The organism is Actinoplanes sp. NPDC019969, assembly GCF_055562375.1.
In genome coordinates, this window is the sequence record NZ_JBVHFK010000003.1 from 18,593 (window position 1) to 44,733 (window position 26,141).

Sequence of the window (26,141 nt, forward strand, 5' to 3'; positions counted from 1 at the left end):
CGGATTCATCCGTTGTCCGCGCGAGGCAGGCTGAGGGTGAACGTGCTGCCCTCTCCCGGCCGGGAGGAGACGGTGATCGTGCCGCCCATGCGCTGGGCGAGCATGCGGGCGTAGGGCAGGCCGAGGCCGGTGCCGGTGGCGTTCGACCCGGGCAGCCGGTGGTACGGCTCGAAGATCTGCCCGAGCTCGCCGTCCGGGATGCCCGGCCCGGTGTCGGTGACGTCGATCTCGACGTTCTCCGGCCCGGCCCGCAGCCCGACGCCGACGGCCCCGTGGTCCCGGTTGTACTTGATCGCGTTGGACAGCAGGTTGATCAGGATCCGGTGCAGGTACACCGGGTCGGCGTGCACGGACGGGCCCGGGCCGGTGACCTCCGGCACGGTGACGGTGAGGTGCCGCTGCCCGGCGAGCGGGCGGATCGCCCCGACCGCGGCGCTGATCGTCTCGGCCACGTTCACCACGGCGGTGTCGGGCAGGTGGCCGGCTTCCGCGCGGCCCTTCTCGAGGAGTTCGTTGACCAGGTCGAGCATGCGCTTGCCGCCCCGGACGATGCTGTCCAGCAACTCGCCCTGTTCGGGTTCGAGGCCGTCGTCCTGCAGCAGTTCGGCGTACGCCAGCACGCACTGCAGCGGCGTACGCAGCTCGTGACTGATGTGGGCGAGATGTTCCCGCATGAGGCGCTGTTCGTCGCCGCGGACCTGCCGGTGCCGGCCCGCCAGGCGGGTGACCCGCTCCAGCAGTTCCCGCTGCGGCGCGGGCACGGTGACGATCTCGTCGGCCGCGTCGACCACCGTCGCCGGGAGGCCGGGCCGTTCGCTGGCGCGGGTGAGCAGCATGATCGGTGGCCGCCGGCCGGATCCCGGATCGGCCGGCCCGGTGTCCGGGGCCGTGAGCGCTTCGAGCAGCGACCGGGGTTCGGCGAGCAGCACGTCGACCGGGGTGTCGCTGATCTCGGTGGCCGCCACGACCTCGATGTCGAGGTCGTGGTGGGTGAGGGCCTCCTCGATCAGGCGGCGGTTGCGCCCGGCCGGGAGCAGCAGGCCGATGCGGCTCACCGCGGTGGTGAATCCAGCAGGGTGGGGGTGCCCTGCAGGATCCCGCGCATGTTGGTCAGGGCGCCGCCGACCTTGACCCCGTACCGGGTGATCTCGAATTCGCGCATGGTCTTCTCGAAGTCGCTCAGCCGTTTCTTCAGCACGCCCATCACCTTGCGCAGCTCACCTCGGATCTCGATGTACCGCAGGTAGACGATGTTGTCGGCGAGGTAGCTGATCTCGTTGTCGGTGGCGCGGAAGTCCCCGGTGATGTTGGTGGTCTCGTTGATGAGGATCGTGGTGACGCCCATGTTCCGCAGGTATTTGACCAGCGAGTGCAGATAGGTCTGCGGCTCGTCCTCGCGCATGCACATCCCGAAGCCCGAGATGCTGTCGATCATGACGATCCGGGCGTCGGAGCGTTCCACCTCGTCGCGCACCATGCGGCCGAACTGGTCGGCGGTGTAGCGCATCGGCTCGACCGGCACCAGCGACAGCGTCCCGGTCCCGATCATCTTGGCGATCGGGATGTTGATCAGTTGCGAGCGGTGCGCGAGCTGCTCGGCGCCCTCCTCGAAGCTGTAGATCACCGAGCGTTCGCCGCGTCCCGCGGCCTCCTTCATGAACTGCAGGCCCAGCGTGGTCTTCCCGACGCCGCTGGGGCCGGAGACGATCGTGACGGTGCCGCGCTCGATGCCGCCGCCCATCAGCTCGTCGATCTCCGGAACGCCCGAGGAGACCGTCTCGGCGACGAACGGCTTGCCGTGGTCCTGCGGGATCAGCCGGGGGTAGACGTGCATGCCCTCCGCGTCGATGCTGACGGTGTGGCCGCCGCCGGCGAACTCCGATCCACGGAACTTCGACACCGTGACCGTACGCAGCCCGCCGCGGTTGTCCATGTGGATCACGCCGTCGGACATGAACTGCAGGTCCGCGTCGCCGTCGGCGTTCTGGCTCTCCGAGACGAACAGGACCGTCGCGCCGGCGGAGACCAGGAAACGCAGCAGCGAGAAGGCCTGTCGGCGGAAATGGGTCTGGTCCAGTGACAGGTACCGCAGCTGGGTCATCACGTCGAGCAGCACCCTGGTGGGGCGGGTCTGCCGGACGGCTTCGGCGATCGCCTGGGTGGTCGGCTCCCGTTCCACCTCGGCGGGGTGGAAGACGTCGTACGACTGGTCCTCGGCGAACAGCGTCCCGGACGGGGCCAGGTCGAGGAAGCTGACGCCGGTCACGTCCAGGCCGATCGAGGCGGCGTTGGCCCGTACCTCTTCCTCGGGCTCGCCCTGGTTGATGAACAGCGCGGACTCGCCCTCCGCGACACCCTGCGTCAGGAAGTGCAGCCCCACCGTCGTCTTGCCGCTGCCCGGCCCGCCGCGGACCAGGTAGGCCCGCCGGCACAGCAGGCCGCCGTGCAGAATCTCGTCCAACCCCCCGATGCCGGTGAGCAACCGGTCAGTCACGATCGACTCCCCGCAGCCGTCCTTGATCCCGTTCTCCACCATGGCACAGCGGCGGGGACGGCGCGCCCGGATGGCCGATCACCGCGGGCGTGCGCATCCCTCGTAGCCTGACGCGGTGACGCCGTCGTTTCTGCCCGGCCTGCGGTTGTGCGAGCTGTTCTACACCGAGGCCGTCCGGCCCCTCCTCGAGGAGGCGTACCCGGGCCTGCCGTACGCCGCCGCCCGGATCGGCGCCGGCTCGGAGGTGCTCGGGTTCGACACCGCGTACGAGGCCGCCGGCGCCTGGCAGAACCGGCTCGGCCTCGCCGATCACGTCGACGCGACCCGGCGCCCGTACTTCGACCGGCCCTTCCCGGTGATCGACGCCGGCCGCTTCGCCGACGCGCTGCTGCGCCGCATCGGCGACCCGCTGCTGACCGCGCTGCCCCGCATCGGCGCGATCGACCAGTACGTCGACAGCGCCGACGTGCTGCGGAGCCCTGACCTCACCCGCGGGATCGTGGGGGCGGCCCGCCGATGATCACAGCGTGGCCCGCGGCAGGAAGGGGAGGGTCGGGGACGGCCGGGGCAGCAGGAAGCCCGGCTCGCCGCCCGGTTGCGGCTGCGGCCGTGCGACCGCCGGGGCGACCGCCGCGAGCGTCTCGCCGGCCCGCATCGCGCACAGCGCCGCCAGCAGCTGCGGCGACGGCGCCGTGAAGCAGAGCTGCACCGCGCGGCTGTTGGCGCGGTCCTGGGCGGCGATGAGCACGCTGAGCCCGGTCCGGTCGATGTGCGCCGCCTGCGAGAGGTCCACGACGACCCGCTGGTGGCCGCTGACCGCCCGGGCGAGCGCGTCCCGCAGCGCCCGTGCGGTGCGGACGTCGATGTCGCCGCGGACCACGACCACCGCGGCGCCACCGCGTTCCTCGATCCGAATCATGTCCGGGCCCGGATCGGCCACTGGTGCCGTCATGATCGTCGTCCTCTCGTCGCGTGCCGATGAGGTTCGCCGTGCCGCATGGCAGCGAGCACACGGCTACATGTCAATTCCTTGACAGTGCCGCATGCGCGCAACCCCTCACGCGTCCACGTCGCGGTAGGGTGCGCCGGCGATCCAGCCGCCGAGGTGCCGCGGCACGGCGTCGCTCTCTGGGAGACGAACCGGGTCGCCGACGCGGATCGTGCCCGGCGTGATGACCCAGGCGTTCAGGGCCAGCCGGCCGCCGAACTCCTGGCGCAGCCGCCGGAAGACGTCGAGGTTCTGCTCCCCGGTGTCGGGGTCGACGGTGGTGACGTTGCACCGCATCCGCAGCGAGTGCAGGCCGATCACGGCGTCACCGACGGCCAGCGCCCGGCCCTCCCAGCCGGCCTCGTCGTCGGCGCGGGCCCCGCCGATCAGCAGGTTGGGCCGCAGCCGGCGCACGTCGTGGCCGAACCGGGCGACCGCCCCGTCGGTGGCGACGAGCAGGTTGCCGATGTCGAAGCGTTCGGGGCCGGCGTACGCCTGGAGCTCCGCGTCGTTCCCGGCGCGCTCGCGGACGAGCGCTGCCGCCTCCGGGGTGTTCCACGGGTGGCCGGCCACCCGTGGCATCCCGCCGGCGCCGGTGCTCGCCGGCAGGGTCAGCAACCCCGGCCGGGTACGCCCGGTCAACGGCCCCCGCCGCCCCCGCACATGCACGAGGCGGTCACCGCGCACACCGTCGCCGGTGAGCGCCGCCTGTTCCAGCTCCTCCCCACCCAGGGATTTGATCGGGTAACGCCACAGTGCCGCGACATGCATGGGGACTCCCGCTGTCCTACCGGAGGGAAATGCGCCGTTCGCCCGCGCTGATCCGGACGTCGTTGATGCTCGCCTCGCGCCGGCTCATGTATCCGGCCTCGTCGAACTCCCAGTTCTCGTTGCCGTGGCTGCGCCACCACTGCCCGGTCTCGTCGCGCCACTCGTACTGGAAGGCGACAGCGATCCTGTTGCCGGTGAACGCCCACAGGGTCTTGCGCAGGGCGTAGTCCCGCTCCCGGGCCCACTTGCGGGTCAGGAAGGCGACGATCTCGTCGCGGCCGGTGATGAACTCGTCCCGGTTGCGCCACCGCGAGTCCGGTGTGTACGCGGCCGCCACCCGCTCCGGATCCCGGGTGTTCCAGGCGTCCTCGGCGGCCTGCACCTTGGCGAGCGCCCCCGCCTCGTCGAACGGCGGCACCGGCGGCCTTGGAGGGCTAGACATGGCGAGACCTCAATTCTAACGGTGGTGATACGTCCTTGCCGTTAGAAGTTGTAGCAGACGAATTCTCACGCCGACAAGCCGGTGTTACCGTTAGAACGTGGAAACCGTGCTCGTGCTGCCGTCCGAACCCCGGCCGGTCCGGCTGATGAACACCGTCTGGGCCGACCGCCACGGCGTGCACGACGCCCTCACCACCCCCGCCGACCTGGGCCGCTGGCTGACCGCGACCGAGCTGGCCCCGCCGGAGCCGGTCACCTCACCGGACGCCCTCACCACCGCGCTCCGGCTGCGGGACGCGCTGCGTCGCCTGGCCGCCCTGCGCGCCGACGACACCCGGCCCGCCGCCCGCTCCGCGATCCACGACCTCCGGGCCGCCGTCGACGTGATCAACGAAACGGCGGCCGCCGGACCCCGCCACGACGCTCTGGACGTCGTCGGCGGCGAGATCCGCTTGCGCCCCGCGCCACCCGTGACGAACCCGGCCGCCGCCCTCGCTGTCGTGGCCGCCGAGGGGATCGCCCTGCTCACCGCCCCGGACACCGTCCTGAACGCCTGTCACGCGCCGGGCTGCGTCCTCTACTTCGTCAAGGACCATCCCCGCCGCGAGTGGTGCTCCACCGCCTGCGGCAACCGCGCCCGAGCCGCCCGCCACTACGAGCGCCACCGCACCCCGCGCACCATGACATGACGGCCACCCGAAACTGTCATGTCGCTGTCATCCGGCAGGGGCACGACCGCTACGCCGCCCGCGAATACTGGGTGATTCGCACCGGGTGGCGGCGTTCCGGTTCGGGCGCCGCCACCCGGACGCGTTCCCTGGACGTCTACCACGGAGTCAGATGTGTGGCCCTTGTCCGATGACGACGCCTTCGCCCGGCGTGCCGCCGACCCGGACGCCGATCTCACCTGCCGGGTGATCCAGCGGCTCCTCGGCGAGCCCCGCCTCGCCGGCCAGCCGGTCACCGTGCGGGCCCAGAACGGTGTGGTCACCGTGTTCGGTACGGTCGACGGCCTCTACGCCCGCGTCCTCGCCGCCGACCTGGTCCGCGAGACACCCGGCGTCATCGACATCTGCAACCGCCTCGAACTCGCCCGCGCCGCCGACGTCACCGCGACCCTGGAACGGCCCGACCCGTTCGACGAGCTGGTCGCCCGCTGGGACCACATCGAACCCGTCACCCCGCCCCGGCCGCGCGTGGCCCGGCTGCTGCGCGGGGCGCTGGCGTGGCTGCTCGGCGCCGGGCGGGCGTGACGGTCACCAGTTCGTCAGGAGCAGGTGGTTGCCGGTGAGCGCGACGGCGCCGAGAACCAGCAGCCGGAGGGCGTTGCCGGCGCGCGCCGACGCGGCGCCGGCGGCCGGCCGGGCCGCGCGCCGCACGATGCGGGATCACGGCCACCGTGGGACCGGCGGTGGGCCGTAAGGAAACCGAAAGGCCCGGGCGGAGGGCCCGCGCCGACCGGGTCGGTAGCGTGGCCGGAATGGGACCCCGGGTGCTGGTCGTCGACGACGACCCCACGGTCAGCGACGTCGTGCGCCGCTACCTGGAACAGGACGGCTGCGACGTGCGGCTGGCCGCCGACGGCGCCATCCGGTGAACGACACCCTGCTCATCGGGCTGTACGCGCTCGCCGCGGGCGGCGTCGTCGGGCTGGCCGGCGCCGGCGCCCTGCGGCTGCTCCGCGGCCGGTCCATCTTCGTGCACGTCCTCGTCATGCTCGCCGTCACCGTGGTCGCCGTGGTCGCCGGTGTCGCCACTGTCGCGCAGGCCATGTTCCTGTCCCCGCACGACCTGTGGGTCGTCCTGGTCACGGTGAGCGCCTCCGCGGTCATCAGCCTCACCGTCGGCGCCGTCTTCGGCCGCCGGCTCGCCACCACCGCGGTCTGGGCGCAGGCGGCCCGCGACCGGGAGCGGCAGCTGGAGGCGGGACGGCGCGAACTCGTCGCCTGGGTGTCGCACGACCTGCGCACCCCACTGGCCGGCCTGCGGGCGATGGCCGAGGCCCTCGAGGACCGGATCATCGACGACCCGGCCACCATCGACGAATACCACCGGCGGATCCGGCTGGAGACCGACCGGATGACCCAGCTCGTCGACGACCTGTTCGAACTGTCCCGGATCAACGCCGGGGCGCTGCGGCTCGTGCCGACCACCGTACCGCTGCGCGACGTCGTCTCGGACGCGCTCGCCGGTGTCGCGCCGCTGGCCGCGAGCCGCGGCATCCACCTGGTCGCCGCGGACAGCGGCTGGCCGGTGGTCCGGGCGGGGGAGCGGGAACTGGCCCGGGTCGTCAGCAACCTGCTGATCAACTCGGTCCGCTACACGCCCGAGGACGGCACCGTCCAGATCACCGCCGGTCACGAGCGCGACCACGTGTGGCTGGCCGTCGCCGACACCTGCGGCGGCATCCCGGAGCGGGACCTGGACCGGGTCTTCGACGTCGCATTCCGCGGCGAACCCGCCCGCACCCCCGGCGCGGACGGCTCCGGCGGGGGCGGGCTGGGCCTGGCGATCGTGCGCGGTCTCGTCGAGGCCCACGGCGGCCGCGTCGGCGTCCGCAACACCGGCGGCGGCTGCCGGTTCGAGGTACGCCTCCCGGCCGCCTGATCCGCACTTGCACTCGGCGCGCGGGAGTGCTAATCCAAGAAGAGGGGAGCATCCCCTGACGATCACGCCTGGTGAAGGAGCACCAAGGAGGAGACCATGCTTCTGCGCACCGATCCGTTCCGCGACCTCGACCGCATGTTCGAGCAGTTCACCGGCACCACCAACCGGCCCGCGGTGATGCACGTCGACGCCGAACGCGAGGGCGACACCTTCTACGTCCACTTCGACCTGCCCGGCGTCGACCCCGACTCGATCGACCTCACCGTCGAGCGCAACGTCCTGCAGGTCCGCGCCGAGCGCCACCGCCTGGCCAAGGACGGTGTCGAGACCGTGATCAGCGAGCGGCCGATGGGCGTGTTCAGCCGCCAGCTGTTCCTCGGCGACACCCTGGACACCGAGAGCATGCGGGCCACGTACGACAACGGGGTGTTGACCCTGGAGATCCCGGTGTCCGCCAAGGCCAGGCCGCGCCGCATCGCCATCGGTTCCGGCGACGGCGGCCGCAAGCAGATCAAAGGCTGATTGCCGCGGTACGCCGTGAGCCCACCACCCATGCCTGCCTCGGCACGGTGGCGCCTGCTCGGTGACCTGGCTGGGCGGATCATGACGCTGCAGCCGGGTCACCCGGCCCGGGTCGGGATCGACGGGCACTCCGCGGCCGGCAAGACCACGTTCGCCGACGAGCTGGCCGGCGTCCTGCGGGAGCGGACCGCGCGGCCCGTGCTGCGCGTGCTGCTGGACCGGTTCAAACGGCACGTCGACCTGCGGACGCGATATCCGGCCGGGTCACCGGAGAACTACTACCACGAGATGTTCGATGTCGACGCCATCCGCGACCGGTTGCTGCTGCCGCTGGGCCCGGGCGGCGACCGCCGCTACCGCACCGGGGTCATGGACTTCAGCGGCCGCCGCCCCGCCGACTCCGGCGTCCGGGTGAGCCCCGACGACGCGATCCTGGTGGCGGACGGCGCGTTCCTGCAGAAACCGGAGCTGGGACCGCACTGGGACCTGTGCGTCTACCTGCACATCGACGTGGCGGACGTGCTGCGCCGCGGAACCGCCCGCGACCAGGCCTGGATGGACTCGGCAGACGCGGCGGCCGAACGCTACCGCACGTGTTACATCCCCGGCGAGCAGCTCTACCTGACCGAGATCCACCCCGCGGACCGCGCCGACATCGTCGTCGACAACCGCGACTTCCTGGCCCCTCGCATCCTGCGGGACCGTCCCGCGTAGCCCTCACCGCCGCTCGTCCAGCTCGGCGAACCGGCGGCGAAGCGCGCGGGCGTCCTGCCGGAGAGTGCGAGCGGCGCCGGTGCTCATGACGGACGTGCTCCGAGATGTCGCGGGTGGGGGGTGGTCCGGAGGGGAGCGTAGGTTTGTCGGTGTGGTGGAGGCGGAATCGGGCTATGCGCGCGGAGTGAGGAGCGCGCGTTCACCCGGTGCGGACATGCAGGATCTTCTCGTCCGGGTTCGCCGGACGCATGTCGAGACTGCCGCTCTGCATGTGTCGGCGGCCTCGGCGGTCCGGAGCGCGGTGTCCACGGTGTCGTCGGTGGCGGCACGGCACGGCGGTCTCCTCCGGTCGTACCATGCCGATCCCGTGGCCCGCCGCGCCGCCGTCGCCAGGTGGCCGGAGCCGGTCGCCCGCGTCTTCACGGCCGCCGGCCTGCGCCCGGTGCGGCAGCTGGTCGGGGACGTCGCCTACCGGGCCGGCGTGGCCGAGGCGGACGTGCCGTCCTTCGTCCTGGCGGTGCAGGAGTTGATGACCAACGCGATCTGGCACGGTGGCGGCTGGGGACGGGTACGGATGCACCGTGAAGGGCGTCTGCTGCTGTGTGTCGTGACCGATCGGGGCCCGGGCATGACCGGCGATCCGGAGCACCGCGGCCACCTTCCGGACATCGCGTCCCGGGGCGGCCGGGGACTTTTCCTGGCCCGGAAGATGACCGACGGCCTGAGGATCAGCACCGGCGCGACCGGAGTGACCGCCACGGTGACCATGCGGCTGCCCGCACAGGAGCCGGAGGCTTTCCCTGAGATGGTCGCCTGACCGGCGGCTCCGGGTCGGTTCACGCCGGTGTCACCGAGCCGACTCCGCGTCGATCTCGCGTTGATCGGCCTCCTTGTCACGCTGGTCTGCGGCCCGCTCCCGGGTGACGGCGGCGGCGTCACGCCGGTCCGCGTCAGCCTCACGCAGCTCCGCGCGCCGGTCGCGGCGGTCGGCCGCGTCCTCCCGCGAGTCCAGCAGGAACTCCCGGCGGTCCACCGCCTTATCCCGCTGGTCGGCCCGCGACACCCGGGCCTGCAGGTCGATCTCCCGCTGGTCGGCTTCGGCGTCGCGCCGGTCGGCCACGCCTTCCCGGCTCGCCAGGCGGCGCTCGCGTTCCTCCAGCGGCCGGGACCGCCCCTCGTGCTCGGCTGATCCGGTGTCCATGGAACCACCCTAGGCCCCATCCCGGGAATCGGTCAGGGCCGCGAGCGGAGGAGGAACGGCGGCGGCCACCGGTGCGGGTCGCACCGGTGGCCGCCGGGTTCACCTCAGTGTTCGGGACGAGGGTCAGGGGTAGGCGACGACCTGGCGCGGGGTGGTGTTGCCGGCCGGGTTGGGGACGGCGCCGCCGGTGTCGTTGACGACGTTGGCGATGGTGCCGACGTCGCCGAGGGACACCGTCAGGACGCTGCGGAGCCGGACGCCGGACCGGACCGGCACCTCGAACGCCCGGTCGACCCGGACGCTGGGGTTCACGTTGAAGTAGGCGTACGAGCCGCCGCCCCAGAGTTCGTGGTCGGTGACGGTGTCGGCGACCTTGTAGGCCGCGTAGCCGTTGCCGCGGGGCCCGATCCAGGCGGCCTGGTTCGGCACGTCGTACGGCTTCTCGTTCTGGAAGAAGATCGTCCTGCCGCGGTTGCCGTTCCAGATCACCTCGTACTTCTGGTAGTGCTCGACGAACAGGCCGGTGGCGAGGACGTCGTCACCGTTGACGACGAGGCCGGTGTCGCCGGTGTTCACGCCCCAGCCGGTGGGCGCGCCGCCGTGGTCGGCCCGCCACGCCCAGATGTGGTCGATGATCGTGTCGTCGCTGTGCACGGCGAGGGTGGTGGTGGCCTTGCCCTGGACGCTGCTGCCGATGCGGAAGAAGACGTCCTGCACGCTGACCGGGTTGGCGGCGTGGTCGGTGTGCACGCCGGCCCGGCCGACGGTCATCAGCGTCGGGCTGTTCGTCGTCCCGGCGTCGAACGTCAGGCCGCTGATCTTGACACCGTCCACGTCGGCGACGTTGAGGGCCTCGACCCCGCCGCTGGGGATCAGGGTCGGGAAGCCGATGCCGGTGACCACGGTGTTCGGCCGGGTGACGCGGAGGGTCTCGGTGAGGGTGTACGTGCCCGGGGTGAAGAACACGTTCAGGCCCTGCGCGAGAGCCTGGTTGATCCGGGCGGCGCTGTCACCGGGCTTGGCGACGTAGAACTCCCGCATCGGGATCGAGGTTCCGGCGGTGTTCGGCCAGTTGGCGCCCGCGGAGTTGCGCCGCAGCGAGGGCACGAAGACGCTGTACTTGCCGCTGCTGTCGGCGTACAGGAAAGGCTTCTCCCGGGTGACCGGCGTGGTCGCCAGAGTGGTGTGCGGCGGGTTCGGGAAGGCGTTCGCCGGGGCGCCCTGCACGCCGGAGTACACCATGTTCCAGACGCCGCCGTCCCAGCGCGCGATCCGGCTGTCCCGGGTGTACCACTGCTGCTGGGAGCCGGACGAGACGACCCCGTCGACCACCGAGTCGGCCAGGTAGCCGCCGCTGGAGTAGCCCTGCCCGTTGTCCTGGTTCGACGGGGCCAGGGTCAGGTTGCCCTTGATGTGCACGCGGCGCATCGGGGCGGCCTGGGAGACGGCCCACCGGTTGGTGCCGCCCTCCGGCACGATCGACAGGTTCTCCATGCTGCGCCAGAAGTTCTGGGTGGCGTTCTTCTCGTCGCCGTAGTTCCAGCCCGAGTCGACGTTCACCGCGCCGTTGATCGTCACGTCGTCGGGGTTGAGGCCGAGGCCGGCGATCGTGGTGTAGAAGCCGACGTTCGCCCACACCCGGCCGTACGTGCCGGGCTTGAACAGGAACACGTGACGCTGCGAGCCGAACTGCGCGGTGGGGCTGCGCAGCTGCGCGTTGAACGCCTGGTCCACCGCGGACTGGATGGTCGCCGCCGGGGTGCCCGGTTCGAAGATCCGCACGTTCGGGCCGAAGTCGGGGGTGTCCGAGGTCGGCAGCGTCGGCGTCGTGGTGGTGCCGAAGACCTGGAATTCCCAGAGCGAGTAGCCGTACGGGGTGGCCCGGGTGGTGCCGTTCATCCGCACGTACCGGCCGCTGCCGGAGACGTTGAGGGTCTGGATGCCGGCCTTGCCGGTGGTGACCGGCGTGATATTCGTCCAGGTGCTGCCGTTGGCGGAGGTCTGGATGGTGAAGGCCGAGGCGTACGCGGCCTCCCAGTTGAGCACGACCTGGCTGATCGTCTGGGTGCTGCCCAGGTCGACCTGAAGCCACTGCGGGTCGGCGAACGCGCTGGACCAGCGGGTGCCGGCGTCGCCGTCGACGGCGGCGGCCGCGGTGTAGCCGGCCTCGAGGGACGAGGCGGTGGCCGGCTTGCCCTGCGACAGAGGAACGTCCGCGGCGCTGGCGCTGCCGGCCACCGAGGCGACGGTGAGGCCGAGTGCCGTGGCGAGGACGGCGCTCAGCACGATGGTCCCGCGGCGCCGGCGTCGGTTCGGGGGCGGGGAGGTGAGGATCGGGGGTGTCATCTTGCCTGCCTGTCGGACGGAGATGGCGGGGGGTGAGAGAGCGCTCTCCCGCCGATGTTATTCGTTCGTCGCAGCCCGTCAATCTCCTGGCAACAAAAAGGTTTCGCCGGCCGGCCACTAACCGTTTTCGCGCCTGTCCGATTTCCTGATCCCCCGAAATAACCCTCGAAAGCCTTCCGGCAAAACGGTTATCCGCCCGTTAAGTACCCTTTGCCATCATCACCGCTCAGCGGACGGCTGCCCTGCGCCGGGACCGGTAGGGGAGTACGAACAGGTACAGGCCGGAGAAGAAGAGCAGGGCGAGCGGCAGTAACGGCAGGTACGAGATCCAGAGGATCGGATCGTCCTGCGCCAGGGCCACGGTGGTGGCGACGACAGTGCCGGTGAAAGCGACGGCGAGCCAGCGGTGAAGTTGCCTGATCCACTTGTTCATGCAGGTCACGCTAGGGGCGACGACACCGCCGGCGCTTCTTGAAAACTGACCGATCGCGGGTGGCCGTGGTCAGGGCCGGGCGGCGGCGGCTTCGGCCTGGATCCGGGGGAACTCGGCGGCCATCGCCTCGGCCAGGGCGGTCGCGCCGGACAGCGGGCGGACCATGACCATGATGCCGTCGATCCGGCCGGACTCGTCCACATGCAGGAAGTCGCAGCCGGTCAGGGCCTTGCCATCGACGGTGGCCTCGAAGACCAGGGCGTGGTCCCGGCCGCCGGCGTCGTTGATCTCGCGGACGTAGCGGAAGTTCTCGAAGACGCGCAGCGCGCCGCGCAGGATGGCCGCGGTGATCGGCTTGCCGGGGTACGGCTTGAAGGCGACCGGGCTGGTGAAGACGACGTCGTCGGCGAGCAGGGCCTCGATCGCGGCGCTGTCGCGGGCCTCGACGGCCTGCCGGAACGCGTGCATGCATCCTCCTGGTTAGTCAACTAGTTGATGAGGGTAGGGGGCATCGTAAGGCTGACCCCGTTCCCCGCGGCGGGGGAGCGGCCGATACTTTGGCACGGCGGGGTTTCGACGGCCTGGGGCAAGGGGAACAGCGAACAGCGATGAGCGGTAGTGAGCGCCGGCCGTCCGCAGACGTCTTCTCCGCTGACAGCGAGGTCGGGAACGATCTCGATGCGGTGGACTGGAGCGCGACCCCGCTCGGGCCGCCCGCGGACTGGCCGCAGAGTCTGCAGACGACGGTCAGCATCCTGCTGTCGTCACGGTTCTCCATGTGGATGGCGTGGGGCCCGGAGCTGACGTTCTTCTGCAACGCGGCGTACCGGAAGAACACCCTCGGCCGCAAGTACCCGTGGGCGCTCGGGCGGCCGGCCAGTGAGGTGTGGGCGGAGATCTGGGGCGACATCGGGCCGCGCATCGACACGGTGCTGCGGACCGGGGAGGCGACCTGGGACGAGGGGCTGCTGCTGTTCCTGGAGCGGTCCGGTTACTCCGAGGAGTCGTACCACACCTTCTCCTACAGCCCGCTGCGTGACGACGACGGCGCCGTGGTCGGCATGCTGTGCGTGGTCAGCGAGGAGACCGACCGGGTCATCGGCGAACGCCGGATGGCGACGCTGCGCGACCTCGGCTCCGACCCGAGCGTGGTGCGCACCGAGGAGGAGACGCTCGCCTTCGCCGGCGCGCAGTTCGGGCGCAACCTGCGGGACCTGCCGTTCACGCTGACGTACCTGTTCGACGACGACGGGTCGGCGCGGCTGGCCGGGGCGACCGGCATCGACCCGGGGCATCCGGCGGCGGCGGTGGACGCGTGGCCGGTGCCGCGGCTGGCCGCCGGCGAGACGGTCCGGATGCGGCTGGCCGCCGAGCCGTTCACGGACCTGCCGCCGGGGGACTGGCCGTTGCCGCCGACGCAGGCGCTGGCGATGCCGTTGCTGCGGCAGGGCGGGACGCCGTACGGCTTCCTCGTCGCCGCCCTGAACCGGTACCGCCCGTTCGACCCCGGCTACCGCGGCTTCCTGGAGCTGGCCGCCGGTCACGTCGCCGCCGGGATCGGCAGCGCCCGCACCTACCGGGCGCAGCAGCAACGGGCCGAGGAACTGGCCGAACTCGACCGCGCCAAGACCACCTTCTTCTCCAACATCAGCCACGAGTTCCGTACCCCGCTGACCTTGATCATGGGCCCGGTCGAGGACCTCCTGGCGAACGCCGAGGACGGCGCCCGCGAGCAGCTCGACGTCGTGCACCGCAACGGGCTGCGGCTCGGCAAGCTGGTCAACGCGCTGCTCGACTTCTCCCGCATCGAGGCCGGGCGGATGCAGGCCGTCTACGAGCCGGTCGACCTGGCCGCCACCACCGCCGAACTGGCCAGTGTGTTCCGCTCGGCGATCGAACGGGCCGGCCTCGCGCTCGAGGTGGACTGCCCGCCGCTGGGCGCGCCGGTGCACCTGGACCGCGGCATGTGGGAGAAGGTGATCCTGAACCTGCTCAGCAACGCGCTCAAGTTCACCTTCGACGGGGGCGTGCGGGTGGCGGTGCGCGCCGACGGCAACGAGGCGGTGGTCACCGTCGCCGACACCGGGGTGGGTGTGGCGGCCGAGGAGATGCCGCGGCTGTTCGAGCGGTTCCACCGGATCGAGAACGTCCGCTCCCGGTCGAACGAGGGCAGCGGCATCGGCCTGGCCCTGGTGCAGGAGCTGGTCGGGCTGCACGGCGGGACGATCACCGCGGACAGCACCGTCGGCGCGGGCACCACCTTCACCATCCGGTTGCCGTTCGGCCGGGCCGACCTGCCGTCAGCGGCGCCGCAACGGACCGTCGACGCCCAGCCGTTCCTGGAGGAGGCGCTGCGCTGGCTGCCCGGCGAGGCCGAACCGGCCCCGGAGCCGTCGGCGACCGGCGGCCCGGCGGTGCTGGTCGCCGACGACAACGCCGACATGCGCGAGTACCTGACCCGGCTGCTGCGCTCGGCCGGGCACCGGGTCACCGCCGTCGCCGACGGCCGGCAGGCCCTGGAGACGGCCCGCTCCGACGTGCCGGACCTGGTGATCAGCGACGTGATGATGCCCCGCCTGGACGGCTTGCAGCTGGTCGCGGCGCTGCGTGCGGACCCGCGGACGGCGAGCACGCCGGTGCTGCTGCTGTCCGCCCGGGCCGGGGAGGAGGCGTCCATCGAGGGTCTGGAGGCGGGCGCCGACGACTACCTGTTCAAACCGTTCTCCGCTGCCGAGCTGCTGGCCCGGGTCCGCGCCAACGTCGAGCTGTCCCGGCTGCGCAACCACCATGCCCGCTGGCGCACGGCGCTGATCGACTCGCTGCAGGAGGCGTTCTTCGTCTGCGACGAGGACGGCGCGGTCATCGAGATCAACAGCGCTTTCACCGACATCCTGGGGTACGGGCCGGAAGGGCTGCCGTACGCCCCCACCCACCCGTGGTGGCCGGACCCGGACACCGACGCCGAAGCCCACGGGCTGGTCTCCGACGCCTTCGCGATGCTGCTGAGCCGGCCGCAGGGCTCCTACACGGTCCCGGTGGTGCACCGGGACGGCCGCCGGCTGTGGGCGGCTGCCGCGTTCAACCAGGTGCGCGACCCGGACACCGGCCGCCTGGTCATCGTCGGCACGTTCCGCGACGTCACCGCCGAGCACTACGCCATCCAGCGCGACAGTGCCCTCGCCGCGCTCGGCCTGTGCCTGTCCGAGGCGGAGAACCTCGACGCCGCGCTCACCGCGGTCCTCGGCGAGATGAAGGACATCTGGCAGGCGGCGTACGTCCTGGCGGCCGTCTTCACCGAACCCGGCCGCCCCGTCGTCACCGCCACCGACCCGTCCCTGACCTGGGAGGGGCTGCCGGAGGACCGGCGCGAGGAGATCGCCGCCCTGCACGACAGGCCGGCGCTGACCCCGGCGGGCAGCGGCATCACCCTCGAACACCCGTACGCCACCATGGTCCTGTGGATCGAACCCGGCCCGGACCGCCCCTTCAGCGAACCGGACGGGACCCTCCTCGCCCTGCTCGCCGGCCACCTCAGCCAAGGTCTGCACCGCATCCACCAGATCGACGAGCAGCGGGAGACCGCGCTCGCCCTGCAACGGGCCATCCTCGGCCCGGACCGGCTGCCCAGCGGCTTCGCGGTCCGCTACGAGCCGGCCACCCGGCCGCTGAAGGTCGGCGGCGACTGGTACGACACCGTCGAACTCGACGACGGCCGGATCGGCATCGTCGTCGGCGACTGCGTCGGCCACGGCCTGCGCGCGGCCACCGTGATGGGCCAGCTGCGCAGCGCCACCCGGGCCCTGCTGCTGCGCGACTCCAGCCCCGCCCGCACCTTGATGTCCCTCGATCACTTCGCCGCGCACCTGCCCGGCGCCACCTGCGCCACCGTGTTCTGCGGCGTCCTCGACCCCGGCACCGGGCACCTGACGTACTCCAGCGCCGGCCACCCGCCCGCGATCGTCGGCCACCCCGACGGCACCACCCACCTGCTCGACCAGGGCCGCTCCCGCCCGGTCGCCGTGCATCCCGGCGAGGAACGGCCGGAGGCCACCTACACCGTCCCGCCCCGGGCCACGCTGCTGCTCTACACCGACGGCCTCGTCGAACGCCGGCGCCGCCCGCTCTACACCGGCATCGACCTGGCCAGCGCCGCCGTCCGGCACGGCCTGGGCACGCCCATCGAGGACCTGGCCAACGAGATCATGGACCGGCTCATCCCGGACAGCGGCTTCGACGACGACGTGGCCCTGCTGCTGTACCGGCACCCCGGCCCGCTCGAACTCGAGTTCCCCGCCGAATCCGGCCGGCTCTCCGGCGTCCGTTCCGCCCTGCGCGGCTGGCTGGAACGCTGCGGCATCGACAGCAACACCGCCCAGAACATCCTCGTCGCCGCCGGTGAGGCCTGCGCCAACGCCATCGAGCACGGTCACCGTGACACCCCCGGCGGCCGGATCCGGTTGCGCGCCGCCGCCACCGCCGGCGACCTGCGCCTCATCGTCTCCGACAGCGGCAGGTGGAAGACTCCCGACCCGGCCGGCAGTCCCTATCGGGGGAGAGGGCTGAAACTCATGCGTGCCTTCATGCACGCTGTCACCGTCACCTCCGGAACCACCGGCACCATCGTCGACATGCAGGCGAGGATCTCCTGATGACCACGGCGCTCACCCTCACCACGGAGCCCGGCGTGCTGACCGCCGCCGGGGAGATCGACATGAGCAACGCCGAGACGTTCGCGACGGCCCTCGGCGAGGCCGTCGCCACCGCGAACGGGTCACGCCTGATGGTCGACCTGACGTCGGTGGAATACCTGGACAGCGCGGGGCTCGCGGCCCTCTTCACCCAGGCGGATCACATCGAGGTACGGACGGGGCCGCTGCTCGCCCCGCTACTGGAGATCTCCGGGCTCGCCGACCTGACCACCGTCCACCACTCCTGACCCTTTCAGCACCGTCCGGGCCGCCGTCGCCGCATCCAGGCCGGTGACGTCGACAGCGGTGTCCTCGACGGCGGCGGCGCGCAGGATCGCGTCCAGCTCCCCGGCGCGGTGCAGGTGCCGGCGCAGGCCTTCCGGGTCGGTCTCGTGGCGGCGGCGCAGGCGGGCGCGTACCACCGCAAGCTCCACCTGGAGCCGGCAGACCGTGAGACGGCCGCCCACCGCCCGCTCGTGGTCGTCGCGCTCCGCGCGGGTCTCCACCACACCGGCCAGGACCAGCACCCGCGCGCCCGCCTCCCGGAAGTTGTCCGTCATCGCGCGGAGATTGCGCAGCGTGAGCCGGTGGTGGAAGCGGTCGCCGGGTGGCGCCGGCCAGGCGCGGCGCAGCCAGTCCAGATCGATCACCGCGTGCGGCACGCCCCGCTCGGCCAGCAGATCGCCGGCCGCCTCCGCCACCGTCGTCTTCCCCGCACCGACCGTTCCGGTGAGCAGCAGCGCCTGCGCCATGGCCGCGACCCTACCGGATTTCCGTTCTGATCCACTGGCGCCGAACAGGTTTGTTATGGAAACCTATTGGCATGACAAGCGAATCGATCACGGGCGACGGCGATCCCCGGCAGCTGCTCGCCGAGGTGCGCACGCTCGCCCACCGGGTGCGCGTCGACCAGCGGATGACCTGGGCCGCGCTGCTCGTGCTGGGCGTGACGACCGTGCTGGCGATCCCGTTCGACTGGTTCGGCATGCGGGTCGACTGCGGCGCCGACGGCGGCTGCGTGTTCGCCCGTCAGGGCATGCTCTACTACTGGCCGGCCGCGATGGTGGTGGCGTACGCGGTCATCGCCGTGCTCTACCGGCGCGCCGCCCGGGCCCGGGGCCTCGGCGCCCGCGTCCTGCCGTACGTGCTCACCGGCGCCGTGACCGCCGTCGTGTTCCCCGCCGGCTGGCTCGCCGTCCAGCTGTACTTCGACAGTCACCCGTACCCCGAGGGTCCTCTCCCGTACTGGTACATGGTCCTGGACCGGCTCGTCATGCCGTGGGGCATGATCGGGGTGGCGCTGCTGGTGCTGGCCTGGCTGGAACGCAATCGCGCCCTGCTGTTCTTCACCGCCGGCTATCTCGCCCTGGTGCTGCTGGTGCTGCCGACCAACGAGGGCTTCGCCTCGCCCCACCTCAGCCTCCGCGCCGGCATGGCGTTGCCGCAGCTCATCGTCGGTGTCGTGCTGCTGCTGGCCGCGGCCGGTTCCGCCCTCGCGGGCCGGCGCCGGTGAACGCCGAACCCGATGCCGCGCACCCCGCGCTCGGGCTGGACGACGTGGTTCACCAGCGGGTCCGGCTCGGCATCCTCACGATCGCGCACGAGGCGCGGCGGGTCGAGTTCGGCTATCTGCGCACCCATCTGGACCTCACCGCCGGCAACCTGTCCAAGCACTTGAGCGTGCTGGAGGCGGCGGGCCTGATCGAGGTCGAGAAGGGGTACGAGGGACGCCGCGGCCGCACCTGGATCACCCTGACCGACGCCGGTGAGACCGCCCTCGCCGACGAGATCAGGCGCCTCGAAGAACTCATCGCCCGCGTCAGGTCCCGCTGACCTCCGCCGGCGCCCGCCCGGCAGCGGTCGGTGAACCGGTTAAGCGCAGCATTCGGGCATGCGGCAGGATGGCGGCATGGCGACGATTCTGATCACCGGGTCCAGCGACGGCATCGGGCGGCACACGGCGGAGACCCTTGCGGCGTACGGGCACCGCGTCACCCTGCACGCCCGCACCGAAGGCCGTGCCGAGGAGGCCCGGAAGACGGTGCCCCAGGCGTACGGCGCAGTGGTCGGTGATCTGGCCTCCCTGGCGCAGACCCGTGAGCTGGCCGCCCAGGCGACCGCGGCCGGCCCGTTCGACGTCGTGATCCACAACGCCGGCATCGGCGGCGGGCAGCCCGCCCCGGTGATCACCGAGGACGGCCTGGAACGGATCTTCCAGGTCAACACCCTCGCCCCGTACCTGCTGACCGCCCTGATGCCGGTCCCGGCCCGCCTGATCTACCTGACCTCGGGCCTGGAGGCGGACGGCCGGGCCCGCCTCGACGACCCGCAGTGGCAGAACCGGCCGTGGGACGGGATGCAGGCGTACAGCGACTCCAAGCTGTACGACGTGATGCTCGCCTTCGCGGTGGCCCGGCTCCGGCCCGGCACCCTGAGCAACGCCGTCGACCCGGGCTGGATCCGCACCCGGCTCGGCGGCCCGGACGCCACCGACGACCTGCCGGAGGGCGCGGACACCCAGGTCTGGCTCGCCACCTCGGACGACCCGGCGGCCACGGTGACCGGCCGCTACTTCAAACGGCGTACGGACCTGCCGGCCAACCCGCAGGCGTACGACGAGGCCCTGCAGCAGCGGCTGCTCACCCTGTGCGCCGACCTGACCGGGGTCCCGTTCCCGGCCTGACCGGAAGTCGCCCGGGATGGCGGCCGCTATGTGACCGCCATCCCGGCCACGCTACGCCCATGACTCGTGACCGCTCGGGATCCAGGATCGACCACCTCAACGTCGCCGTGCCCGACCTCGCCGTCGCCGTGGCCTTCTACGAACCGGTGCTCGCCGCCATCGGGATCACCAAGATGCTGGAGATCCCACCGAACGCGACACCGAACCAGCCGACCGCCATGACCGGTTTCGGGCTGGCCGGCGTCAAGCCGTACTTCTGGCTCATCGACGGGGGCACCGTCGGCACGAACATGCATCTGGCCTTCACCGTCGACACCCGCGACGACGTCGCCATCTTCTACCGGGCGGCGCTGGCGGCCGGCGCCGTCCCGCTGCTGGAACCGGCGATCCACCCGGAGTACCACGGCGACTACTACGGCGCTTTCGTGCAGGACCCGCACGGCATCAACCTCGAGGCGGTCTGTCATCGCGCGGACCCGGCCGGCCCCCTCAGCCGGTCACCTGCTCGAACCGGAACTCGCGGATGAAACAGTCCCGCGGCTGACCGACCGCGAAGAGCACGCACTCGACGACCGAGCGGGCGGTGAGGTCACCGCCGGCGCGGCGCGGGCCGTCCTGGACGAAGTCGGGCGGGAACAGGGAGATCACCCGGATCCCCTCCTCCCGGAGCCGGTACGAGAGGATCTCCGCGAGCCCGGCCTGCGCGTGTTTCGCGGCGTAGAAGGCCGGATGCGCGCCGGACCGGTGGTGGCCCACCTCGCCGCAGGCCGAGATCATGGTGACGACGTCGGGCCGGTCCGAGCCGCGCAGCAGCGGCAACAGGTGTTTGGTGACGAGTACGGTGCCGGTCGCCCCACCGGCCAGCACGTTCTCGATCTGCTCGTCCGGGAGGTCGGTCAGATCGGCTCCCTCGGCGTAGCGGGCGCCGTTGTTGACGAGCACATCGAGGTACGGGGTCCGCGCGCGCAGATCGGCGGCGAACGCGCGTACCGAAGCCGGGTCGGCCAGGTCGCACCGCAACGCCTCGGCACGGCCCGGGCCCCGCTCGTTGATCGCGGTGGCGGTGCGCTCGGCCGCTGGCAGGTCGCGGGCGGCGACGAAAACCCGTGCGCCCTGTGCGGCGAAGGCCTCGGCCAGCATCCGCCCGGTGTCACGTGCGCCGCCGGTGATCGCGACGCGCAGGCCGGAGAAGGTCATGGCCCGAGGAGATCACTTCAACCACGGTTGAGATCAAGCGCAGTCCCCGGGAACGCGCCCGGCGGCCCAGGGGAGTCATTCCCCTCGGGCCGCCCGATCGATCGATGCGTCAGGCGTACTGCTCGGCGGGTGACTCGATCTCCGCCGAGCGACGGCCGCGGGCGGCGGTGTAGAGGCGGTAACCGGCGTAGCAGGCCCACACCTGGAGCGGGAAGACGGCGACGCGTTCCATGCCGCCGACGCCGAGCACCGGGCCCTGCTGGGCGATGAACAGCACGCTCCCGACCAGCCCCAGCACACCGAGGGTCAGGGTGACGGGCCGCAGCGAGGCGAGCAGGCCGGTGCCGCGCACGCAGCCGGCCACGACCAGCCCGAGGTTGCCGGCGAAGAAGACCAGCACGGCGGCGAACAGGTGGGCGTTCTCGTTGACGTCGGCGGGGAAGGCGCCGGCCAGGCCCAGGCCGACAGCGCCGGCCAGCATCAGGCGGCGGCCCCAGCGGGCGGCCCGGCCGTCGCCCCAGCTGCGCCAGGTCAGCAGCAGGCCGGCGACGAGCAGTGCCGCGGTGAGCAGGAAGGCGAGATTCATCGCGTCGTGCCACGGCGAGCAGACGATCCGCGGCCGGGTGGTGTCCCAGGCGCCGCAGCCCACGTTGCCGAGGTCGCTGATGTTGTTGGTCGCCCAGCTGTAGGACGGGTTGTTCCACGCGAATCCGACCACCAGGTTGGCGATCAGGAACAGCGGTGCGGCGGTGGCCCAGCAGATCGCGGCGACCTTGTTCAGCGGGTTGAATCTCATGAGGTAAGTCAACCAATCCGTCGAGGTTCGAGCACTACCGGTAACCGCCCGGACACGGGTATGCCTAGCTATACCCCCGGATGGGTGATGAACTCACGAGGCCTGCCGCAAACCCACCTCGAGCAGGGCGTCTATCGCCTCCGGGGGCAACGGCCGGGCGAAGTGGAAGCCCTGTGCCTGCCGGTACCCCAGCTCGTACAACCGCCGCGCCTGCTCGGCTGTCTCCACCCCTTCGGCCACCGTACGTAATCCCAGCGTCTCGGCGATCCCGGTGAGCGCGACAGCGATCGCCTCCTGCTGCGGGGTGCCGTTGAGCCCGTCGACGAACGACTTGTCGACCTTGATGGCGTCGACCGGGCAGGTGCGCAGCAGTCCCAGCGACGAGTGCCCGGTCCCGAAGTCGTCCAGGGCGATGCTGACGCCGAGCCGGTGCAGCTCCGCCACGGTGGCCAGGGCCCGGCCGCCGCCGAACACCGCCGTCTCGGTGATCTCGACGGTCAGCCGGCGCGGGGGGATGCCGTAGCGGTGCAGCGCGTCGGCGACCAGGCCGACCAGGGACGGGTCGAGCAGCTGGCGGGCGGACACGTTGACCGCCACCGACCGCAGCGACGGCCAGGCCGCGGCCCGCGCGCAGACCGTGTCGATGATCCAGGCGCCGATGTCGACGATCAGCCCGGTGTCCTCGGCGACCGGGATGAAGTCGGCCGGGGACGCGGAGCGCCAGCGGATCAGGGACTCCACGCCGACGATCCGGCCGGTCGGCAGTTCGACGATCGGCTGGTACAGCATGTGGAACTCGCCGGCGTCGAGGGCCCGGCGCAGGTCGGCGGCGATGGTGGCGCGCTGGGTGAGCCGGCGTTCCAGGGACGAGTCGTAGCGGATCGCCCGCTGTCCGGGGTTCGCCGCCGCCTCCCGCAACGCGATCTCCGCGTGCCGGTAGGTCCCGCCGATCCCGATCGACACCTCGACGAGGACCTCGTTGCCGGCGGCGTACACCGGTTCGGTGGTGGCCTGCAGCAGCCGGTCGACGAACCCCTCGGGCGCGGTGTGCAGCACCCCGAACTCGTCGCTGCCGAGGCGGGCGACCACCGACCGTTCCCCGGCCAGCCGGGTGAGCCGGCCGGCGAACGCGACGAGCAGCCCGTCGCCGGCGTCCGGGCCGAGGCTGTCGTTGATCGACCGGAAGTCGCGCAGGTCGACCAGGACCACGTCGCCGGTACGGGCGGCGGCCTCGGCGAAGTACCGGCGGCTGTACAACCCGGTCAGCTCGTCGTGGTTCGCCTGATACGCGACCCGGTCGAGCAGAGTGGTGTTGTCGGCCAGGGCGAGCGCCTGCCGGCCGGCGACCAGCAGCAGCAGGCAGGTCATCCCGGCCACGTGCACGCCGGTGAGCCGCCCGGTGGTCAGGTGGACGCCGGCGATCAGCACGCTGGTCAGACCGGTGGCGACCAGGGGCACCGCGCTGCCGCGCCGGTACATCGGCGGCAGCGTCATCCGGGCCGGTGGCCGGGGGCGTCGCTGGGCGTACGCGGCGAGCACCCCGAACAACCCGACGAACGGCAGGACCGCGGCGCTGCCGTTGAGGTACGGCCACGGGCGCAGCAGGTCGATGAGAACCGCCGACAGCGGCCCGGCCAGCCCGATCGGGGCCAGCCACCACAGCGCGGCACGCGGGACCGGGCTCCGGTTCGCCGTGACGATCTTGACGATGACCGCCACCCCGGCGACCCCGATCATGGTCATCACCAGGTTGAACCACCAGGCCGGAGCGCGACCGCCGAACCGGTCCACCGCCCAGCCCAGGTACTGCGAGGCGGCGATCCCGGCGGTCACCGCCACCACCGCCACGTCCAGGATCGCCGTCGTCAGCTGACGCCAGGTCCGGCCGCCGTCCGGCAGCCGCAGCATCGTGGTGATCGCCAGCGACGTCCCGGCCACGTAGCAGAGCAGGGTGCGCGCGCTGATCGGCGGCACACCGTCGTACGGCAGGGTGAGCAGATCCACGGCCTGGCTCACCGCCGCGACCCCGACCACCGTCATGGCCACCGCGACCCGCCGCCAGAACGCGCGCAGCATCCCGGCGCTGCCCGCCGCGACAGCGAAGAACGCGGCAGCGGCCAGCGCCGGGCCCAGCAGGGCCGGAACCCAGACGGCCAGCAGCGGCAGGCCGGTCCGCAACCCGGCCAGGACCAGCACGATCTCGGCGACCGCCAGGAGAACGGCGGCCGGCACGAGCCAGGCGTGCCAGCGCAGAGCCACCGCCGCCTCCCGTGTGCCCGTTTCCGCCGTACGCCCGGAAATCGGCACCGCCGACCGCAACCTGAGGGATCGTCCGCACCGGGGGCTTGCCCCGCTCTGGGAAGATCGGACCGTGACCGCCCGACCCACCCGGATCCTCGTCGCGGTCGCCGCGATCGTCGTGCTCGTCATCGCCACCGCCGTGATCACCTCGCGCCTGCGCAAGCCCGGCCCGCGCCCCGGCTTCCAGCTTCCCGTCGCGTGCGGCGAGACCTGGATCCTCGGCACCTACCCCGGCCACGACGACTTCGACATCGACTTCTTCCCGTCCCGCGGCTCGGCGTGGGGCCGCCCGGTCCTGGCCTCCGCCGCCGGCACGGTGATCGAGGCCGGCGTCAACGGCACCCTCGGCTCCCGCACCCCCGCGAACCCGAAGGGCCCCTACGGCACCGGCGCCGGCTACTGGGTCAAGATCGATCACGGGGGCCGCTGGGACACCCAGTACCTGCACCTGCTCGAACCCCCACCCGTCCGGGTCGGCGACGAGGTCACCCAGGGCCGGCAGATCGGCAGGATCGGCAGCACCGGCAAGTCCGGCGCCCCGCACCTGCACTACGAGCAGCGCGTGGCCGGCGCCAAGGTCGAGTCCCACTTCAACGGCGAGCCCGCCGGCATCACCTCCGACGACCGGGAGTACTCGGTCCGCCGCACCAGCCGAAACTGCTCATCTGGTACGCCGTGAGCCGCCCCCGGCCGCACAGCCACCGTCCCGTGGCAGTCCTCACGCGAGGTCCGCGCGTCCCGACACCGAAACGCGCCGCACGGGCGTATGCGGCTCTCCCGGCTACCCCGCTGCCTCACAGGTCCGCCGCCGAGTCCCGGTCAGATCTTCCCCGGCTGGCTCGCATGGCTGTTTCCCTCCCGGCGAGACGGCCGACCGCATCCCCGGCTGGTTGCCGGGGCTGTCTCAACCCGTCCGAGGCAGCACTCACGACCAGCCGGATCGGCACTCCCGTTGCGGCGGCGGGAGTCGGGGAAAGCGGCCGTGACCAGGATGGAAGTGGATTAACGTCCTCATCCGTGGACGAGAACGACGAGGACGAGGATGCGTTCGACTTCCGGGTCGAGGATCCGGAGCGGCCCTTCGAGCGGTGGTTCGAGGAGTTCGCGGCGGAAATGGCCGAACCGGGATCGCTCGCTCCGGCCGGGCGCCTGGGAGAGCAGTGCGAGGCGCTCGCGGCCGAGATCGTCGGCGAACTGGTCGCGAAGGACAACCGGGACAGATGGCAGCGCTTCTCCCGCAAGCTGGTGACCATGCTGATCGACGCCTACTGGCATGACCCGGCCGAGGCGGTCCGCACCGAGGAGCTTCCGAACAGAACGTTCGTTCTCTGGATGACCCAGCATCTCGACCGGCCCCTCGACAGCGAACCCCTGGGCAGCCTCGGGGCGCAGTGCCGCGAGGTCGCGTACGACCTGGTCACCCGCCTCCGCGACGGCGACCGCGACGCCTTCGTCCGGATCTTCGCGGTCCTGATGTACCGCAGCTACGTGGGCGACAACTGGGTCGAGGCGCGCCGGCCCTACCGCTAGGACCCCGCCAGCCGCAGAGTAGGCGCGTCGATCACGGCCGGATCCAGCGCCATGTCCACGACACCGATCATGGCGCGCGAGTCGCCGGTGATCCGTTGCGCCCGGACCGCGCCGGCGCGGCCGGAGAACAGGACCGTGCTCATCCGGGCGCGCAGTTCCGGGGCGGCGTGCGGCCACACCAGGATGTGCGGGTCGTCGCCGTCGGCGAACAGGACCCGGTCCAGGAGAACTCACCGGGGCCGGCCGGCGGTCGGCGGCCATGGCCGGCACCGCGACCGTCCGGGCGGACGGGACCGGCGCGCCGATCATGCGGGCGGCGGCTTCCTCGTGCCCGGACACCGCGTGCAGGCGCAGGTCGACATCGCGCTGCCTCCGCGCGTACTCCCCGGGGTCGAAGAATAGGTGAAGAGGCCGCCCCCGAGAACGTCG

General features: G+C 71.9%; 30 protein-coding genes and 1 pseudogene. 16 read left to right on the forward strand and 15 right to left on the reverse strand.

The window, feature by feature from the left end; all coding sequences use genetic code 11:
• Positions 1-5: 5 nt before the first annotated feature.
• Both ACZ3II_RS10155 and ACZ3II_RS10160 read right to left on the reverse strand, forming a co-directional pair.
• Positions 6-1,055, reverse strand: coding sequence for a sensor histidine kinase (locus ACZ3II_RS10155; protein WP_465517275.1), 1,050 nt, complete (start codon positions 1,053-1,055; stop codon positions 6-8).
• Positions 1,052-2,494, reverse strand: a complete 1,443-nt coding sequence (locus ACZ3II_RS10160) for an ATPase domain-containing protein (RefSeq protein WP_465517276.1) — start codon at positions 2,492-2,494, stop codon at positions 1,052-1,054. The genes ACZ3II_RS10155 and ACZ3II_RS10160 overlap by 4 nt, the downstream gene beginning before the upstream one ends.
• Positions 2,495-2,609: 115 nt before the next feature.
• On the opposite strand from ACZ3II_RS10160, the gene ACZ3II_RS10165 reads away from it, so the two are divergent.
• Positions 2,610-3,014 (forward strand): hypothetical protein, encoded by a 405-nt coding sequence (locus ACZ3II_RS10165; RefSeq protein WP_465517277.1) that lies wholly within the window; start codon positions 2,610-2,612, stop codon positions 3,012-3,014.
• On the opposite strand, the gene ACZ3II_RS10170 is transcribed toward ACZ3II_RS10165, so the two are convergent.
• The 3 genes from ACZ3II_RS10170 to ACZ3II_RS10180 all read right to left on the reverse strand — a co-directional run bounded on the left by ACZ3II_RS10170 (position 3,015) and on the right by ACZ3II_RS10180 (position 4,695).
• Positions 3,015-3,446 carry an STAS domain-containing protein gene (locus ACZ3II_RS10170; RefSeq protein WP_465517278.1) on the reverse strand — a complete coding sequence of 144 codons (432 nt, stop codon included), beginning with the start codon at positions 3,444-3,446 and terminating at the stop codon, positions 3,015-3,017.
• Between the two features lie 105 nt (positions 3,447-3,551).
• The gene (locus ACZ3II_RS10175) at positions 3,552-4,253 is read right to left on the reverse strand and encodes an MOSC domain-containing protein (protein WP_465517279.1); all 702 of its coding nucleotides are present in this window, start codon (positions 4,251-4,253) and stop codon (positions 3,552-3,554) included.
• Between the two features lie 16 nt (positions 4,254-4,269).
• A complete protein-coding gene (locus tag ACZ3II_RS10180; RefSeq protein ID WP_465517280.1) occupies positions 4,270-4,695 on the reverse strand; it encodes a nuclear transport factor 2 family protein in 426 nt (141 codons plus the stop codon).
• 97 nt (positions 4,696-4,792) lie between these two features.
• Between ACZ3II_RS10180 and ACZ3II_RS10185 the strand changes: the two genes are divergently transcribed.
• Together ACZ3II_RS10185 and ACZ3II_RS10190 are read left to right on the forward strand one after the other, a co-directional pair.
• Positions 4,793-5,383, forward strand: a complete 591-nt coding sequence (locus tag ACZ3II_RS10185) for a CGNR zinc finger domain-containing protein (RefSeq protein WP_465517281.1) — start codon at positions 4,793-4,795, stop codon at positions 5,381-5,383.
• 162 nt (positions 5,384-5,545) lie between these two features.
• The gene (locus ACZ3II_RS10190) at positions 5,546-5,947 is read left to right on the forward strand and encodes a BON domain-containing protein (protein ID WP_465517282.1); all 402 of its coding nucleotides are present in this window, start codon (positions 5,546-5,548) and stop codon (positions 5,945-5,947) included.
• 3 nt (positions 5,948-5,950) lie between these two features.
• On the opposite strand, the gene ACZ3II_RS10195 is transcribed toward ACZ3II_RS10190, so the two are convergent.
• Positions 5,951-6,073, reverse strand: coding sequence for a hypothetical protein (locus tag ACZ3II_RS10195; RefSeq protein WP_465517283.1), 123 nt, complete (start codon positions 6,071-6,073; stop codon positions 5,951-5,953).
• A 101-nt stretch (positions 6,074-6,174) separates the two neighbouring features.
• Here ACZ3II_RS10195 and ACZ3II_RS10200 point away from each other — a divergent pair.
• The 5 genes and pseudogenes from ACZ3II_RS10200 to ACZ3II_RS10220 all read left to right on the forward strand — a co-directional run.
• Positions 6,175-6,282 (forward strand): annotated as a pseudogene (locus tag ACZ3II_RS10200) (DNA-binding response regulator); the annotation flags it as partial.
• Positions 6,283-6,287: 5 nt separating this feature from the next.
• The gene (locus ACZ3II_RS10205) at positions 6,288-7,301 is read left to right on the forward strand and encodes a sensor histidine kinase (RefSeq protein ID WP_465517284.1); all 1,014 of its coding nucleotides are present in this window, start codon (positions 6,288-6,290) and stop codon (positions 7,299-7,301) included.
• A gap of 96 nt (positions 7,302-7,397) precedes the next feature.
• Entirely contained in the window at positions 7,398-7,823 is a 426-nt protein-coding gene (locus ACZ3II_RS10210; RefSeq protein ID WP_465517285.1) for an Hsp20/alpha crystallin family protein, read from the forward strand.
• Positions 7,824-7,853: 30 nt separating this feature from the next.
• Positions 7,854-8,537 (forward strand): nucleoside/nucleotide kinase family protein, encoded by a 684-nt coding sequence (locus ACZ3II_RS10215; RefSeq protein ID WP_465517286.1) that lies wholly within the window; start codon positions 7,854-7,856, stop codon positions 8,535-8,537.
• 214 nt (positions 8,538-8,751) lie between these two features.
• A complete protein-coding gene (locus tag ACZ3II_RS10220) occupies positions 8,752-9,354 on the forward strand; it encodes an ATP-binding protein (RefSeq protein WP_465517287.1) in 603 nt (200 codons plus the stop codon).
• Between the two features lie 30 nt (positions 9,355-9,384).
• On the opposite strand, the gene ACZ3II_RS10225 is transcribed toward ACZ3II_RS10220, so the two are convergent.
• The 4 genes from ACZ3II_RS10225 to ACZ3II_RS10240 form a co-directional block, all read right to left on the reverse strand.
• Positions 9,385-9,738, reverse strand: coding sequence for a hypothetical protein (locus ACZ3II_RS10225; RefSeq protein ID WP_465517288.1), 354 nt, complete (start codon positions 9,736-9,738; stop codon positions 9,385-9,387).
• A gap of 123 nt (positions 9,739-9,861) precedes the next feature.
• Positions 9,862-12,084 carry a galactose-binding domain-containing protein gene (locus ACZ3II_RS10230; protein ID WP_465517289.1) on the reverse strand — a complete coding sequence of 741 codons (2,223 nt, stop codon included), beginning with the start codon at positions 12,082-12,084 and terminating at the stop codon, positions 9,862-9,864.
• A gap of 226 nt (positions 12,085-12,310) precedes the next feature.
• Entirely contained in the window at positions 12,311-12,517 is a 207-nt protein-coding gene (locus ACZ3II_RS10235; protein WP_465517290.1) for a hypothetical protein, read from the reverse strand.
• Between the two features lie 69 nt (positions 12,518-12,586).
• Entirely contained in the window at positions 12,587-12,985 is a 399-nt protein-coding gene (locus tag ACZ3II_RS10240; RefSeq protein ID WP_465517291.1) for a nuclear transport factor 2 family protein, read from the reverse strand.
• Positions 12,986-13,125: 140 nt separating this feature from the next.
• Here ACZ3II_RS10240 and ACZ3II_RS10245 point away from each other — a divergent pair, with 140 nt between their 5' ends.
• A complete protein-coding gene (locus tag ACZ3II_RS10245; RefSeq protein ID WP_465517292.1) occupies positions 13,126-17,166 on the forward strand; it encodes a SpoIIE family protein phosphatase in 4,041 nt (1,346 codons plus the stop codon).
• Positions 17,166-17,453: an STAS domain-containing protein gene (locus ACZ3II_RS10250; protein WP_465517293.1), complete on the forward strand. Its 288-nt coding sequence runs from the start codon at positions 17,166-17,168 to the stop codon at positions 17,451-17,453. The genes ACZ3II_RS10245 and ACZ3II_RS10250 overlap by 1 nt, the downstream gene beginning before the upstream one ends.
• On the opposite strand, the gene ACZ3II_RS10255 is transcribed toward ACZ3II_RS10250, so the two are convergent.
• Positions 17,403-17,957, reverse strand: coding sequence for an AAA family ATPase (locus ACZ3II_RS10255; protein ID WP_465517294.1), 555 nt, complete (start codon positions 17,955-17,957; stop codon positions 17,403-17,405). The genes ACZ3II_RS10250 and ACZ3II_RS10255 overlap by 51 nt on opposite strands.
• Positions 17,958-18,028: 71 nt before the next feature.
• Here ACZ3II_RS10255 and ACZ3II_RS10260 point away from each other — a divergent pair, with 71 nt between their 5' ends.
• The 4 genes from ACZ3II_RS10260 (at position 18,029) to ACZ3II_RS10275 (ending at position 20,415) form a co-directional block, all read left to right on the forward strand.
• A complete protein-coding gene (locus tag ACZ3II_RS10260; RefSeq protein ID WP_465517295.1) occupies positions 18,029-18,718 on the forward strand; it encodes a hypothetical protein in 690 nt (229 codons plus the stop codon).
• Positions 18,715-19,038: a transcriptional regulator gene (locus tag ACZ3II_RS10265; RefSeq protein ID WP_465517296.1), complete on the forward strand. Its 324-nt coding sequence runs from the start codon at positions 18,715-18,717 to the stop codon at positions 19,036-19,038. The genes ACZ3II_RS10260 and ACZ3II_RS10265 overlap by 4 nt, the downstream gene beginning before the upstream one ends.
• Positions 19,039-19,114: 76 nt before the next feature.
• Positions 19,115-19,888, forward strand: coding sequence for an SDR family NAD(P)-dependent oxidoreductase (locus ACZ3II_RS10270; protein ID WP_465517297.1), 774 nt, complete (start codon positions 19,115-19,117; stop codon positions 19,886-19,888).
• A 59-nt stretch (positions 19,889-19,947) separates the two neighbouring features.
• Positions 19,948-20,415 (forward strand): VOC family protein, encoded by a 468-nt coding sequence (locus tag ACZ3II_RS10275; RefSeq protein WP_465517298.1) that lies wholly within the window; start codon positions 19,948-19,950, stop codon positions 20,413-20,415.
• On the opposite strand, the gene ACZ3II_RS10280 is transcribed toward ACZ3II_RS10275, so the two are convergent.
• The 3 genes from ACZ3II_RS10280 to ACZ3II_RS10290 form a co-directional block, all read right to left on the reverse strand.
• Complete coding sequence (locus tag ACZ3II_RS10280; RefSeq protein ID WP_465517299.1) at positions 20,378-21,085, reverse strand: SDR family oxidoreductase; 708 nt, start codon at positions 21,083-21,085, stop codon at positions 20,378-20,380. The genes ACZ3II_RS10275 and ACZ3II_RS10280 overlap by 38 nt on opposite strands.
• A 109-nt stretch (positions 21,086-21,194) precedes the next feature.
• Positions 21,195-21,881: a DUF998 domain-containing protein gene (locus tag ACZ3II_RS10285; RefSeq protein ID WP_465517300.1), complete on the reverse strand. Its 687-nt coding sequence runs from the start codon at positions 21,879-21,881 to the stop codon at positions 21,195-21,197.
• 93 nt (positions 21,882-21,974) lie between these two features.
• Positions 21,975-24,140 carry a putative bifunctional diguanylate cyclase/phosphodiesterase gene (locus ACZ3II_RS10290; RefSeq protein WP_465517301.1) on the reverse strand — a complete coding sequence of 722 codons (2,166 nt, stop codon included), beginning with the start codon at positions 24,138-24,140 and terminating at the stop codon, positions 21,975-21,977.
• Positions 24,141-24,252: 112 nt separating this feature from the next.
• Between ACZ3II_RS10290 and ACZ3II_RS10295 the strand changes: the two genes are divergently transcribed.
• Positions 24,253-24,861: a M23 family metallopeptidase gene (locus tag ACZ3II_RS10295; protein ID WP_465517302.1), complete on the forward strand. Its 609-nt coding sequence runs from the start codon at positions 24,253-24,255 to the stop codon at positions 24,859-24,861.
• Between the two features lie 338 nt (positions 24,862-25,199).
• Positions 25,200-25,712 (forward strand): hypothetical protein, encoded by a 513-nt coding sequence (locus tag ACZ3II_RS10300; protein WP_465517303.1) that lies wholly within the window; start codon positions 25,200-25,202, stop codon positions 25,710-25,712.
• On the opposite strand, the gene ACZ3II_RS10305 is transcribed toward ACZ3II_RS10300, so the two are convergent.
• Positions 25,709-25,855, reverse strand: a complete 147-nt coding sequence (locus tag ACZ3II_RS10305; RefSeq protein WP_465517304.1) for a hypothetical protein — start codon at positions 25,853-25,855, stop codon at positions 25,709-25,711. The genes ACZ3II_RS10300 and ACZ3II_RS10305 overlap by 4 nt on opposite strands.
• Positions 25,856-26,141 lie beyond the last annotated feature (286 nt).